At 63.8% G+C, this 14,016-nt stretch carries 11 protein-coding genes and 1 pseudogene; 6 read left to right on the top strand and 6 right to left on the bottom strand.

Going from position 1 to position 14,016, the window contains the following annotated elements; genetic code table 11:
* Positions 1–190 precede the first annotated feature (190 nt).
* Positions 191–448, top strand: a complete 258-nt coding sequence (locus tag D3H54_RS20375; RefSeq protein ID WP_149380660.1) for a DUF3297 family protein — start codon at positions 191–193, stop codon at positions 446–448.
* A 167-nt stretch (positions 449–615) separates the two neighbouring features.
* Positions 616–1,137, top strand: coding sequence for a DUF5994 family protein (locus D3H54_RS20370; RefSeq protein ID WP_149380658.1), 522 nt, complete (start codon positions 616–618; stop codon positions 1,135–1,137).
* A 61-nt stretch (positions 1,138–1,198) separates the two neighbouring features.
* Here the strand turns inward: D3H54_RS20370 and mgtA are convergent, their stop codons facing one another.
* Entirely contained in the window at positions 1,199–3,796 is a 2,598-nt protein-coding gene (mgtA, locus tag D3H54_RS20365) for a magnesium-translocating P-type ATPase (protein ID WP_432246606.1), read from the bottom strand.
* A 227-nt stretch (positions 3,797–4,023) separates the two neighbouring features.
* The gene (locus D3H54_RS20360; RefSeq protein ID WP_149380654.1) at positions 4,024–4,944 is read right to left on the bottom strand and encodes an undecaprenyl-diphosphate phosphatase; all 921 of its coding nucleotides are present in this window, start codon (positions 4,942–4,944) and stop codon (positions 4,024–4,026) included.
* Between the two features lie 232 nt (positions 4,945–5,176).
* Between D3H54_RS20360 and mspA the strand changes: the two genes are divergently transcribed.
* Together mspA and D3H54_RS20350 are read left to right on the top strand one after the other, a co-directional pair.
* Entirely contained in the window at positions 5,177–5,815 is a 639-nt protein-coding gene (gene mspA / locus D3H54_RS20355; protein ID WP_149380652.1) for a porin MspA, read from the top strand.
* Positions 5,816–6,080: 265 nt separating this feature from the next.
* Entirely contained in the window at positions 6,081–6,770 is a 690-nt protein-coding gene (locus tag D3H54_RS20350) for a response regulator transcription factor (protein ID WP_149380650.1), read from the top strand.
* Here the strand turns inward: D3H54_RS20350 and D3H54_RS20345 are convergent.
* Positions 6,731–8,163: pseudogene (locus D3H54_RS20345) on the bottom strand (sensor histidine kinase). The gene D3H54_RS20350 and the pseudogene D3H54_RS20345 sit on opposite strands and share 40 nt — an antisense overlap.
* Positions 8,164–8,603: 440 nt before the next feature.
* Here D3H54_RS20345 and D3H54_RS20340 point away from each other — a divergent pair.
* A complete protein-coding gene (locus D3H54_RS20340) occupies positions 8,604–8,945 on the top strand; it encodes a hypothetical protein (protein WP_286198947.1) in 342 nt (113 codons plus the stop codon).
* 46 nt (positions 8,946–8,991) lie between these two features.
* Here D3H54_RS20340 and D3H54_RS20335 read toward each other — a convergent pair whose 3' ends face one another.
* Positions 8,992–9,864 carry a ZIP family metal transporter gene (locus D3H54_RS20335; protein ID WP_286198946.1) on the bottom strand — a complete coding sequence of 291 codons (873 nt, stop codon included), beginning with the start codon at positions 9,862–9,864 and terminating at the stop codon, positions 8,992–8,994.
* A gap of 73 nt (positions 9,865–9,937) precedes the next feature.
* Between D3H54_RS20335 and D3H54_RS20330 the strand changes: the two genes are divergently transcribed.
* Positions 9,938–11,203, top strand: a complete 1,266-nt coding sequence (locus D3H54_RS20330) for a COG4705 family protein (RefSeq protein ID WP_432246362.1) — start codon at positions 9,938–9,940, stop codon at positions 11,201–11,203.
* A 32-nt stretch (positions 11,204–11,235) separates the two neighbouring features.
* On the opposite strand, the gene D3H54_RS20325 is transcribed toward D3H54_RS20330, so the two are convergent.
* Together D3H54_RS20325 and ctaD are read right to left on the bottom strand one after the other, a co-directional pair.
* On the bottom strand, positions 11,236–12,000 hold the full coding sequence (locus D3H54_RS20325) for an ABC transporter permease (protein WP_168214925.1): 765 nt from the start codon (positions 11,998–12,000) through the stop codon (positions 11,236–11,238).
* A 140-nt stretch (positions 12,001–12,140) separates the two neighbouring features.
* The gene (gene ctaD, locus D3H54_RS20320) at positions 12,141–13,883 is read right to left on the bottom strand and encodes an aa3-type cytochrome oxidase subunit I (RefSeq protein WP_149380646.1); all 1,743 of its coding nucleotides are present in this window, start codon (positions 13,881–13,883) and stop codon (positions 12,141–12,143) included.
* Positions 13,884–14,016 lie beyond the last annotated feature (133 nt).

Genomic DNA, 14,016 nt, shown 5'->3' with positions numbered 1-14,016 from the left:
TGACCTATCGTGCCTGGTCATAGCACCTGCCCGGTTCTGGCAGTGTGGGGGTCAGGGGTTCGAATCCCCTTAGCTCCACTTTCGACAAGCCCGAGACCATCTGGTCTCGGGTTTTTCGGGTCACGCGAGGTTCGCGTAGGTTCTTGGAGAATCAGAACGACCCGCACGCCGCATTCGAACGAAAGCCATCATGACCGAGGATCAGAACACAGACGTTCCACCGAATCACCTCTCTATCGATCCGCGGAGCCCCTTCTACGACGAAGAGGTCCTCCTGCGTGATGTGGGTATTCGCTTCAACGGCGCTGAGAAAACCAACGTTCACGAATACGACGTGGCCGAGGGCTGGGTGCGCGTGGAAGTCCCTACCGCCAAGGATCGCCGCGGAAATCCGATGGTCGTCAAGCTCAGCGGCACGGTTGAACCGTATTTCCGCGGAGCTGAATAGCGGACGCGGGGAATACCAACCCGCGTGACTCTCGTCGTTCCTGATCGGCCGCGCTGACGACGGTGCGTCAGGACTTCGCCCAACTGGCCAAGAACGGCGTTTACTGGAGATGCAGAGCCAGATCGCGGTCCGCGAGAAATCTGGGATCCTGCGTCAGGAGTGACATCATGACGTCGCAACAGGTCCGAACCGATGCGGGTCGACACCCGACACCGCCCGAATACACCCCGCGCTTACGCCTGAAACCCAAAGCGCCACACAGCGGATACGTCGACGGGGCATGGTGGCCGCACAGTGATGACCTGACTGCTGAGCTTCCCGATTTACTCGCGGTGCTCTCGGTGCGACTGGGTCGCGTTGACCGGGTGCTGTACAAGTTCAGCGACTGGGCGAACGCACCCGCCAAATTCGTGACGGCCGACCACGCCGTGCACCTCGACGGATACCGTCTCCAGCCGCCCAACACTGTCGAAGTTCTCGGACTCGGCGGTAACCGGATCGTTCTGCTGGTGGTCCCGCCCCACACCCCGCCGGACCGCGCGCATGCCACCATGATGGCCGCGGCGGCCCCGGACGACGACTCGACCGTCGATGGACTTCTCATGATCAGCCTGCGAGATAGGGAATCCCGCACGCAAAGAGCCACCGCGCAAGAGCGTTGGGATTCAGAAGGCGGTGCGCTGCACTAGCTTCCAGCGCTCACGGTGAGCACCACGCCATGCCGTTTTCGGGATTGAGGAACTCGACCGATCAGGTGCGTGCGGTGATGGCGCCTGCGTGACTGAATCGTGCGGCCCTTCGATGGATGCGATGTTCGTCGCCGCGAGTGCGCTGCGGCTTTTCCGCCAGGCGGGTCTGTTCGGCGTAGAACCACTTCTTGGTGAACTCCACCAGGATCAGGTAGACAACGACGAACCCACCGAGCACGGCAAAGAACTGCAGTGGCAGCGCGGTGAAGCCGAGGGGGTGCGCCAGCGGCGAAATCGTGATCAGGATGCCGACCGCAACCACGGCGACACTGGTGAGGGTCAGGGGAACGCTGGCTCGGCTGCGGAAGAAGGGCACCTTGCGCGTACGGATCGCGAAGATGATCAACGTTTGGGTGGCAAGCGATTCCACGAACCAGCCGGTGCGGAATTCGGTGGCACCGGCGTGCAGCACGCCCAACATCAGCCCGAACGTCAGGAAGTCGAACAGGGAACTGATCGGGCCGAAGGTGAGCATGAAGCGTCGGATGAAACCGATGTTCCAATGTGAGGGCGCCTGCAGTTGGTCCTCGTCGACGCGGTCGGTGGGAATCGCAAGCTGCGAACTGTCGTAGAGCAGATTGTTCAACAGGATCTGGCTGGGCAGCATCGGCAGGAACGGCAAAAGGGCCGAGGCGGCGGCCGCGCTGAACATGTTGCCGAAGTTGCTCGAGGTTCCCATGAGCACGTACTTGATGGTGTTGGCGAAGATACGCCGGCCCTCGGCCACCCCGGTGGCCAGCACGCCGAGGTCCTTCTCCAACAGCACTACATCAGCGGCGTCTTTGGCGACGTCGGTGGCGCTTTCCACCGAGATCCCGACGTCGGCGGCGTGCAGTGCCAAGGCATCGTTGACGCCGTCCCCCAGGAAGCCGACAGATCGACCAGTGCGCCGCGCCGAGGTGATCAGCTGTGCCTTCTGCTCGGGGGAGATGCGGGCGAAGATCGTGTGATTCTGTGCGGCGTCGCTGAACTCGTCGGCGTCGAGCGCCTCCAGTTGCGCGCCGGTGATGGTGCCCTTGGACGGCAAACCCAATTCGGCGCAGACTTTTTCGGCTACGCGGGGGTTGTCGCCGGTGGCGATCTTCAGCTCGATGCCCAGGGCGGCCAGTTGGTTCAGGGACTGGCGCGCAGCGGCTTTGGGTTCGTCGGCGAAGACCACGAACCCGGCCAACATCAGATCGCACTCGTCGTCGGCGGTGATCGTGGTCAGTTCGGCCGCTGGTTTGGTGGCCACCGCGACCACTCGGCGGCCCGCGGCGAACAACATGTCCAGCGTGTCCTGAGTGTCCTGCGGGGTCATCCGGCATCGGGCCAGCACTTGCTCAGGTGCACCCTTGAGGACCACGATCTGGCTGCCGTTGTCATCGACCAATACCGAGGTGGCGCGGCGGATGTGGTCGAAGGGCACGCTCGCGACATGTCGTACTCCGGCGCCCACCAGATCCTTGGCTCTAGGCGACTCCCAGAGGGCGGCGTCCAACGCATTCGCGCTGACCCCACCCGACGCCGGGTCGACATCAGTGGCCAGTAACCCAAGACGCAGGACTGTGTCGCTGTGCGCGCCGGTGGGGTCGACTGCGTCGACCAAGCTGATCCGGCCCTCGGTCAACGTGCCGGTTTTGTCGGTGATCAGGATGTCGATGTCGCCGAGGTCTTCGATGCACACCAGGCGTTTGACCAACACCCTGGCTTTGGCGAGTTGGCGCGACCCTGTTGCCAGGCTGGCGCTGACGACCGCCGGCAGCAGTTGGGGAGTGATGCCAACGGCGATCGCGAGGGAGAAGAGGACCGAATCGATCACCGGTTTGCGCAGCAGCAGGTTGCTGACCAAGATCAGCACCGTCAGAGCGATCGCGACTTGCAGCAGAAGGTAGGAGAACCGGCGTAGGCCGACCTGAAAGTCGGTCTCGGGCTGCCGCTCACCCAGACCGGCTGCGATACGGCCGAACTCGGCGTTTCGCCCGGTGGCATACACCACCCCGACTCCCTCGCCGGCGCTGACGATCGTGCCCATGAATGCCAGATCGGCCGATTCGGCCAGCTCCGCATCGGCGGCCACCGGACGGGGCGACTTCTCCGAGCCTGTCGACTCCCCAGTCAGGATGCTCTCATTGCATTCCAGACCGGTCGCCTCGATCATGCGCAGGTCCGCGGGCACGGCCTCGCCGAGCGTCAGTCGGACCACGTCGCCGGGTACCAGTTGGGTGACATCGAGTGCGGCGAACGTGCCGTCGCGGCGAACGGCCGCGGTATGGCGGACACCCGAGTGCAGGGCTGCGGCGGCCCGCTCGGCACGGTATTCGTTGACAAATCCCAGACCGATACTGGCGGCCAAGATCACGCCGATGATGATCGCCTGCACGCTGTCCCCGAGAAAATATGAGACGACGGCGGTGGCCGCCAACAAGATCAGAACCGCGCTGCGCAACTGACGCCCGAGCACCGCGAGCGCGTTGACGTGATGGGTCCGAACGGCATTCGGGCCGTAACGCTCGAGTCGCTCAGACGCCTGCGCACTGGACAACCCCTGCGCGGAACTATCCAGCCAACCGAGGACCTCATCAACCGGAGCCGCCGAGACCTGCGCGGCGGTCAGCATCGTCGGCAGTGCCGTGGCCGGCGCCTTCGGCGTCATCGACATTTCAGATCTCCCGAGGATTGGCTGACGAACGCGACGAGGCGTCTTATCGAGTTGCCCTCGCCGAGCGAACTGTAGCCCCATCGAACATCGTGCGCCACGAAGATCGTGCGTTCATCGCGATGCCATCTGCAGGCAAACCGATTCCCGCCGAATTAATCTCGACGGTCCATCAAGGATGACCGACGCTAGAGAAGGGTCAGCCACACCAGGCTGGCGGCACCCGCGAGCACGCAGTAGACGGCAAACGGTGTGAGCGTGCGTGTTTCGAAGTAACGGGTCAGAAACCGCACCGAGAGATAGGCGGCGATGAAGGATGCGAAACTGCCAGCCAGTGCCTGTCCGCGTATCCCGGTGCCCAGCGGGCCCAACAGATCTGGGATCTTCAGGAGACCGGCGGCCAGAATGATCGGCGTAGCCAGTAAGAAGGAGAATCGCGCAGCCTCCTCATGGGAGAGCCCACGCCACATGCCTGCGACCATCGTGACACCCGAGCGGCTGACGCCAGGCAAAAGTGCCAAAATCTGCGCACAGCCGATCACCACGCCTTGAGCTAGGGACAGTCCGGCCAGCCGGTCGTCGACCGCATTGCCCGTCGATCCGGTTGGTTCTTTGTCCCCTGTGGTGTCGAAGGACGCGAGTGTGGGCGTGCGGCGGCGCATCCGTTCCCCGCCGTACAGGATGAGCCCGTTGAGTATCAAGAAGATCGCGGCCGGGACAGGTTTACCCAGAGTTGTGCGGAACACGTGCTCGAGCGCCAGACCGGACAATCCCACGGGGATCGTCGCCAGCACGATCAACCATGCCAACCGCTCGGATGGAGTCTGGATCCGGCGAAACCGCACGGATGTGACGAAGCCCGAAATGATGTGCACCCAGTCGCGCCAGAAGAACACCAGTAACGCTGCGGCGGTGGCCACGTGCAGACCAACGATGAACGCGAGGTATGGCGATTCGGGAGTGGAGACGTTGAGGTCGGCTGCCCACCGGCCACCGAGCAGGGCCGGTAGGAGCACCGAGTGGCCGAGGCTCGAGACCGGGAACAACTCGGTGACGCCTTGAAGTGCACCGACTACCAGCGCTTCGGCGTAACTCAGGTGCGAACTCATAGTGACAGGCTCATCTCGGTTGTCAACGCGTCCGGTCGCTCAGATTTCACGGCGGCACGCTACTCCGCCAAACACACGCCCTGCTGGGTGAACCGAAACGGGGCTTTCAGCGTCCTCTCAGCGCGTTGGTGCGATGCTCGCCGCCCGGACGTTCAGTGCTGAGCGCCCGGGCATTGAGCTACCCGCGCGCTCGTTCGGGGGAGAGCGGTTGCGACAACGGTGACGGAGGAACATGAAGATCATGGGTCGAGTGCTGGTGGCGATGATCGCCGCCTTCGCGGCACTCTTCGTCGGTACGGGCACGTCGCACGCAGGTTTGGATAATGAGCTGAGTCTGGTCGACGGCGGTGGCCGGACGATGACGGTGCAGCAGTGGGACACCTTCCTCAATGGTGTGTTCCCGTTGGACCGCAACCGGCTGACTCGGGAGTGGTTCCACTCCGGCAAGGCTGTCTACAGCGTGGTCGGCCCGGGTGCCGATGAGTTCGCGGGCACCTTGGAGCTGGGCTACCAGGTGGGCTTCCCGTGGTCGCTGGGTGTGGGCATCAACTTCAGCTACACCACCCCCAACATCCTGCTCGACGACGTCAGCCTTTCGCCGACCAACTTCGCCCCGCTCAACCAGGTGATCACCCCGAACCTGTTCCCGGGTGTGTCGATCTCTGCGGACCTGGGCAACGGCCCCGGTATCCAGGAAGTCGCCACGTTCTCCGTCGACGTCTCGGGCCCCAACGGCTCGGTCGCGGTGGCCAACGCCCACGGCACCGTCACCGGCGCGGCCGGCGGCGTGCTGCTGCGTCCCTTCGCCCGCCTGATCTCCAAGGCCGGCGACAGCGTCACCACCTACGGCGAACCCTGGAACATGAACTGATCCTCGGCATCTCGAACCGGTCTGCTCAGCGATTTCTCAGCACGCCGATGGCATCGTAGGCAGCGTCGGAAGCGACGAGTCGGGGCCCGGCTCGTCGCCTCGGATCGCAGTGAGCCAGCCGACGGAGGCCGGCGCGTCATTGTGGAGGTCCGTTGCGCTCTCGTTGACCCTTGCGCGGATACTCTGCCCTTAGTGGTGGCGCGCCGGCCGTTCGGTATGTCTGTCCGGCGCGCAGGGTGATCCGTTCGAAAGGAGGTCACTCGGGATGAAGATCCTGCTCGTCGAGGACGAACCGCATGTGGCCTCAAGTCTCAAACTCGGCCTCGGGGCGGAAGGATTCATCGTCGTCCATGCCCAGACGGGTACAGAGGGTTTGTGGGAGGCCACCGAAAACCGGTTCGATGTCATCGTTTTGGACATCATGGTGCCTGAGTTGAACGGTTACGAGGTGCTACGCCGCCTGCGGGCTCGCAGCGTATGGACTCCGGTACTGATGCTGACCGCAAAGGATGGCGAGTACGACCAGGCCGACGCCTTCGAGTTGGGAGCCGACGACTACCTGGTCAAACCGTTCTCCTTCGTCGTTCTGGTGGCTCGGCTGCATGCTTTGGCCCGTCGTGGAGCGCCGGAGCGACCGGTCGTGATGACCGCCGGTGATCTCACGCTCGATCCGATCCGCCATGTGGTGGAGCGAGCTGGCACACCAATTGATTTGAGCCCCAGAGAGTTCGGTCTGCTGACCTACCTGATGCGCAACAAAGATGCGGTCTGTACGAAAGCAGACATCCTGCATCGCGTATGGGATCCGCACTACGAAGGCCCTGACAACATCGTCGAGGTCTACGTCCGCTATCTACGGCGCAAGATCGATATCCCGTTCGGCACCAACACCATCGAAACCATCCGCGGGGTTGGCTATCGGCTGGAATCCGGCGTCGTCGCCGCCGGCAACTGAACTGTCACCACCGTTCCGCCGGCTGGCCGACCGCTGATGGTGATGCGCCCGCCGTGAGCGGCGACGATCTCCGCCACGATTGACAGACCCAATCCGGTTCCGCCGCCGCCACGTGAGCGGGAACTGTCCAGGCGTACGAATCTGTCGAAGACGCGTTGACGATCCGCGGCAGGGATTCCTGGACCGTCGTCGGCGACAGTCAACACTGCCCCGCCTTCCCCGATGCCAACATGGACGTCGATGTGCGCGGTCGCGTGACGGGCGGCATTGTCGAGCAGGTTGCGCACCACCCGCGACAACGCGGCACTGTCGCCATCCAACTCGACGGGTTCGGCGGTGATCTGGACGGAGTGCCGGCAGTTGCGCCGCAACCGAATCACCTCGCCGGTGGCGACCTCGTCGAGACGAACCGGCTCGCGATGAAAAGTCAACCCGCGCTCGTCGGCGCGGGCCAACAACAGCAAGTCCTCGACGAGAGCGCGCATTCGTTGCGCCTCGGGAACCAAAGTGTCCTTGGCTAATTCGACGTCTAGCAGCTCTGGATGTGCCACGGCGACGTCGAGGGCGGAGATGATCGCCGTCAAGGGGCTGCGCAATTCGTGCGAGGCGTCACCGACAAACTGGCGCTGAGCTACGTGACCGGCTTCGATCCGATCCAGCATGTCATTCATGGTGAGGGCCAGTGCAGAAATCTCGTCGCGACCGGGGGTACAGGAACGCGCTCAGCGAGGTCTGTGCTGCTGATCGCCGCGACCCGCGCGCGCATGGCGTCCACCGAACGCAGCGACCGTCGGACAAGGCGATACGTAGCCCCAGCGGCGACGGCGACGACTACCGGAGCGGCGAGCAGAAGCAGGATGACGGTGGTGCGCATGGTGGATTCCGCCGCGTCATCGCCGCCGGCGACAACGACAACGAACGACCCTTTAGGTGTGGTGATCGACTGGGCGCTGATCCGCATGTCGCCGTCGGGGGAAGCCGTCGGCGCCATCCCTGTTCGCAGGTGGGTGCTGACCTGCTCCAGAGGGACCAACGGGGTGTCGGAGACACTGTCGGAGCGGCGCAGAACTGTGCCGTCGGGGGCGATCACCTGCACGGCGTCGATTCGTTGATCGGTTGCCAGCAACGGGTCGTCAAGATCGGCGGGAGTGTCCTCGATCAGGCCGGCCGAGACGTCGCGGACGCGCGCCGCTGCGGCTGCGTCCACACCTGCGATCAGCGAACGGTAGAAGACGCCCGTCAACCCCGCGCCGGTCAGGGTGAACGCGACGAAGACTACGGTTCCGGCGATGAAGGCCGATCGTGCCGCAATGCTCCACTGCGGGAGCCGGAGCCGCGACCAGAGACGCGACCGCGACCGCGCTGACGTTCCCAGCAGAATTCCACCAAGCATTCCCACAACTCCCAGGTTCGGCTCAGCGTCGCTTCAGGACACGATAAGCACACTTGCGTTGTGTCCACTGACGGTATGCCATCGCACGGTCCGCGCGCCTGGGCGCGCAGGTTGGCCGTTGTCGGGGGGCTCAGCGCAGTCGCGGTGGCATGTGTTCTCACGGCAACTCAGCGCGACGACGGCCCAGATACCGTTGAGTTGCCCGTCGCCGGGTCGGGCAGCGCACCGGTGAATACCAGCTACACGCCGCCTGTCGAGGGCGATATGACCGCGATGAATACCGGTGCCACCGTTATAGATACGACGACACCACCTACGGCTTTACCGACCTCGAAGGCCGTTCCAGCAATCCAAGCCGGTCATTGACAATGACCCGATTCTGCATCAGCCGACAGTTCATCCGCGTCGGAGCCGTCACTCTGGCGGCCGCCCTTTCGTCTATGGCGGCCATCGCGACTGCCCAGGCGTCGCCGAACGTCGTGGGTGAGAAGTACGCCGACGCAAGCTCCGCGCTGTCCTCGGCCGGCTACACACCCGTTGTGTCCGTCACTGTCGGGGACCATTTGCATTGGCCTGACTGTGTGGTCGTGCGCCAGCAAGACCGCACCGCGCAACCCCCGGCCAACAGCGGCGGCTCGGGGACCAAGCAGACCCTGGTGTCATTGAACTGTGACGCCGCGGTGGCGTCGGCGGTCGATCCCGGCAACTCGTTGGGCAGTCCCGAAGGCCGAGCGGCCAAAGCGGCCGAACAACAGGCAGCGCAACAGGCCGCTTCGCAATAGCGTGTTGTGGGCGAACGGCATTCATCTTTGAGTAAGGCCCTGCTTTTCAGGCTCCGGCCGCGGTGATGATCGCGTCGGTGGCGAATCCCGCCACGACTCCGAGGAAGAGCCCCGAGCTGGTCACCATTTTAAGACCGGAACTACGTGCGACGGCTAGCAGTTCGATGACCACGTAGAGGATGGAGCCGGCGGCCAAGCCCAGGAAAGCGACCGACACTGGTTCGCTGACAAAACGCTGCCCCACAAGGGTGCCGATGAACGTCGGGCCACCACCGATAAGGCCCAACAGTGCCAACAATCCCCATGACGGGCGTTGGCCAGTCAGGGGAGCGACAATTCCGAATCCTTCGGTCGCGTTGTGCAGCGCGAAGCCGAGGACGAGCACTACTGCCAAGGACAACTCGCCCGTTGCCGCGGAGTTGCCGATTGCCAAGCCTTCGGCGAAATTGTGTAACCCGATGCCGCTGGCAATCATCAGCGCCAGTCGGCGTGTGTGCGTCGCAACCATCACGTCGGCGGCATCTGCGGTGGTCGACTGAGTCTGCTGGGAAACGTCAAGCTTTCGACTCCGGACGCCATCGACCCATACCAGTCCCAGAAGGCCACTGCCGAAAGTTGTTGCCAGAAGTGCGCCCATGACAAGTGCTTCGGTGACCCGGCTCATTACCAGCGCTTGGTCAACAGGCTCCCAAGCATGGGCCAGCACGTCCCACAGCAGGAAGACGAGAATCCCGATCGCGACAGCATTGAGTGCGCTCTTCAGCCTCGGCATCGGTGCGGGCAACCGTCCGATCGGCAGTCCAAGGAAGATGGTGAACCCGGCGAAGGCGCCGAGGAGGGCGACCTGGCTGGACGACATTGCTTCTCGCTTCGAACGATCGTCTTCGACTGATGAATCCGTAAAGATGGTGAGGCTCACCTAAACATATGGACTGCGGCCGGGCCACCGCCTCTCAGCGAGTTCTCAGCGACCGCTACCTACGGTTCGTGGCGTGACGGAGACCGCGAAGACCGACAGACCGATGATCGGGCGGGACCTGCTCAGCAAAGTCCCCGAAGTCACTGTGTGGTTCTGGGTGATCAAGATCCTGTGCACCACCGTCGGCGAAAGCTTCGCCGACTGGATCAACATGACACTCGGCGTCGGATTGATAGCCACCGCCATGATCTTCACCGCAGTGCTCGCCGTCGTGCTGGTGTGTCAGCTCAGCCTGCGTCGTTACGTGGCATTCGCGTATTGGCTGACGGTCGTCGTGCTGTCGGTGACCGGCACGCTCTACACAGACATCCTGACCGACCAGCTCGGTGTCCCACTTGCGCTGAGCACCGGTGCCTTCGCTGTGGCGCTGGGGGTCGTGTTCGCTGTCTGGTATTCGCGGGAACGGACACTCTCGATCCACAGCATCGTTACGCGGCCCAGAGAGGTCTTCTATTGGCTGGCGGTTCTGATCACCTTCGCCCTCGGGACGGCCGCAGGCGACTGGACACTAGAGCTCACCGGCTGGACCCCTGGAATCTCGGTACTTCTGCCCGCAAGTCTGATCATCGCGATCGCCATCGGTTGGCGCCTGGGCGCCAACGCGGTGCTCTCCTTCTGGCTGGCCTACATCCTTACTCGCCCACTGGGCGCGAATCTCGGCGACTGGCTTGGGTTGCCATGGTCGCAGGGTGGCCTCGGTATCGGGACTGCCGTCACCAGTGCCGCCTTCCTGGCTGCCATCCTTGCGACGGTTGGCTATCTGACCTTCACTCGCGCCGACGTTCTGGAAAGCTACGACTGCAGCCATACGCCAATCGTCACCACCACTCCCCGCCGGGAACGTGCCCTACTCGGCTTCTACGTGGTCGTCGCGGCGGTGACAGTTGCAGTGCTCGCCTGGGCCGGCGCGCGACCTCACGCGGCCCCCAATGGTGACGAAGAGCCAGACGCCCCCGCGGTGACCGCGCAGGCTCTGCCGGGGAACGCGGGACTCGCCAGCGCCAATTTCCCGAAACCCGAGATTGTACGACTGCGCTCGATCGTGGACGCCACCCTCGCCAAAGTCCGAGCCGGGGACCAGGCTGGGGCGAAAAGCGCTATCACTGAGCTCGAAACCGCCTGGGACACCGACGAATCGACGTTGCGGCCGATGGACGAGACCGCATGGCGCAATCTTGACGGCCAGATCGACAAGGCCATACACGCTGTGAGGGCGGGCAATCCCGATGTTGCGACCGAGGTCGACAGTCTGACCGCACTCGCGAATTCGCTGGGGTGACTCGAGCTTTCGCAACACCTTACTGAAAGCCATCACCGTGACACCCCAGGGGCGCGGCCCGTGCGAGCGATAGCGCCCCTGGCGATCAGCTCAAGGGTGACGGCGACGGCACACGTCTGCGAGAGCAGGATGGACAGCAGGATCAGTATCTGGACCGCGCCGGCCTGGGCCGCCGACCCGGTGCTCAGGAGCACGCCGACGAAGGCGCCGGGAAGTGTGACCAAACCTACCGTCCTGGTCTGATCGAGGTTCGGCAGCAGCGCGTCCACGGCGGTGGGGCCAATCATCTCCATTCGGGCAACCCGGTCGGTAAAGCCCAGGCTGAGTAGTGCTTCCACCTCACCAGCGCGTGTATTCAGGGTGTCGAGTGCCCGGCGTGCAGCCACCGAGACCGCAGTCATGGTGCTTCCCAGGAGAATTCCGACGATGGGTACCAACGCCACTCCGGTCAGAGGCACAAGCCCCGATGCAAGCAGCAGCGGCAGCACGGAGACCATGCCCGTCGTGAGCGCGACCCCGAGGAGCCACGAACGGTTGGATTGGCTGCGACGGGCTGCGGTTATTACCGCGGCGACGAACATGACCCCCAGTACGGCCAGCGATGTACCTAGATTGCGTAGCGCAGCTGTGAGAATCGCTGCTACGGCGGCCAGCTGCAATACTGCGCGGACCGCGGCGCGTGGCACTGTCCACACCGAGCCCAGCGCCGTCGACCAGTACACGGCTGCGGCGGCGAACACCATCACCGCACATATGACGAATAGGGCCGGACCCACGATGTGTTGCGACAGCTGCACTCTGTCCATTCTCCCGCAGACGAGGCTGTCGCCGCGGGTTACCGCTCTGATGGTGGCATTGACCGAGACATCCTGAGACAGTGACGCGCGGCGCTGGCTCCGATCGGGAAGTCAAGTGCCATCGCTGCGCTGAGCACCGATCAGGTGCGGGCGTTCTCGTCGGCCCGGGCCAGGGCGTCGCCCGCGGGACCGTGTGCTCGTCCGACGTGCGCCTCGGCACGCATCCGCTCGATCATGTGCGGGTAGTGCAGCTCGAATGCGGGCCGCTCCGAACGGATCCGGGGCAGCTCGGTGAAGTTGTGCCGCGGCGGCGGGCACGAGGTGGCCCACTCCAGCGAGTTGCCGTAGCCCCATGGATCGTCGACCGTGACGACCTCGCCGTAGCGCCAACTGCGAAACACGTTCCACACGAACGGCAGCATCGAGATGCCGAGAGTGAAGGCGCCGATAGTGGAGATGATGTTCAGCGTGGTGAACCCGTCGGTCGGCAGGTAGTCGGCATAGCGGCGCGGCATGCCCGCGTTGCCCAGCCAGTGCTGCACCAGGAACGTGGTGTGGAAGCCGATGAAGGTCAGCCAGAAGTGCAGCTTGCCCAGCCGTTCGTCGAGCAGTCGACCGGTCATCTTCGGGAACCAGAAATAGATCCCGGCGAACGTCGCGAACACGATCACGCCGAAGAGCACGTAATGGAAGTGTGCGACAACGAAATACGTGTCACTGACGTGGAAGTCCAGCGGCGGGCTGGCCAGCAGCACACCGGACAGGCCACCGAGCAGGAACGTGATCAGGAAGCCCAGCGAGAACAGCATCGGCGTCTCGAACGTCAGCCGGCCTTTCCACATCGTGCCGATCCAGTTGAAGAACTTGATGCCGGTGGGTACCGCGATCAGGAACGTCATGAACGAAAAGAACGGCAGCAGAACGGCCCCGGTCACATACAAATGGTGTGCCCACACCGCCACCGACAGCGCCGCGATGCTGATCGTCGCGTAGACCAGGGTGGTGTAACCGAAGATCGGCTTGCGGGAGAACACCGGCAAGATCTCCGAGACGATGCCGAAGAACGGCAACGCCAGCACGTACACCTCGGGGTGCCCGAAGAACCAGAACAGATGCTGGAACAGGATCATCCCGCCGTTGGCCGGATCGTAGATGTGTGCACCGAGGCGACGGTCGGCAGCCAGGCCGAACAGCGCAGCGGTCAGCAGCGGAAAGATGATCAGCACCAGGATCGACGTGACGAAGATGTTCCAGGTGAAGATCGGCATCCGGAACATCGTCATGCCCGGGGCACGCATGCAGACCACGGTCGTGATCATGTTGACCGCCCCGAGGATGGTGCCCAGACCACCGACCGCGACCCCCAGGATCCACAGGTCGGCGCCGGCGCCCGGGCTGTGCACCGCGTCCGACAACGGGACGTACGCGGTCCAGCCGAAGTCGGCGGCTCCGCCCGGGGTGATGAATCCGCCAAGGGCGATCAGAGCCCCGAACACGAAGAGCCAGAACGACAATGCGTTCAAACGTGGGAACGCGACGTCGGGGGCGCCGATCTGCAGTGGCAGCACCAGGTTGGCGAACCCGAACACGATCGGAGTGGCGTAGAACAGCAGCATCGCCGTGCCGTGCATGGTGAACAGCTGGTTGTACTGCTCGTTGGAGAGGAACTGCAGGCCCGGTACCGCGAGCTCGGCGCGGATGAACAGCGCCATCAGACCGCCGATGAAGAAGAAGCTGAAGCAGGCGACGCAGTACATGATGCCGATCAGCTTGTGATCGGTCGTCGTGACCAACTTGTAGATCAGGTTGCCCTTGGGGCCTGTGCGGGCGGGAAACGGACGGCCGGCATCGAGCGTTCCCAGCGGCGGTGCTTCAGCGGTCATGGCCGGCTCCACATCCGGGCATTGGCGGGCGCTACATCACGGTCGCAGTCGATCACGAAGGGTCTCCAATCGTGTGCAGGCGTCACCTCGGCAGTCGATGCCGCCCACGCCTGAGCCTTGCGCTCCGATACCG

Source organism: Mycobacterium sp. ELW1, from assembly GCF_008329905.1.
Lineage (GTDB): Bacteria > Actinomycetota > Actinomycetes > Mycobacteriales > Mycobacteriaceae > Mycobacterium.
This window is presented reverse-complemented; position numbering and strand designations above follow the sequence as displayed.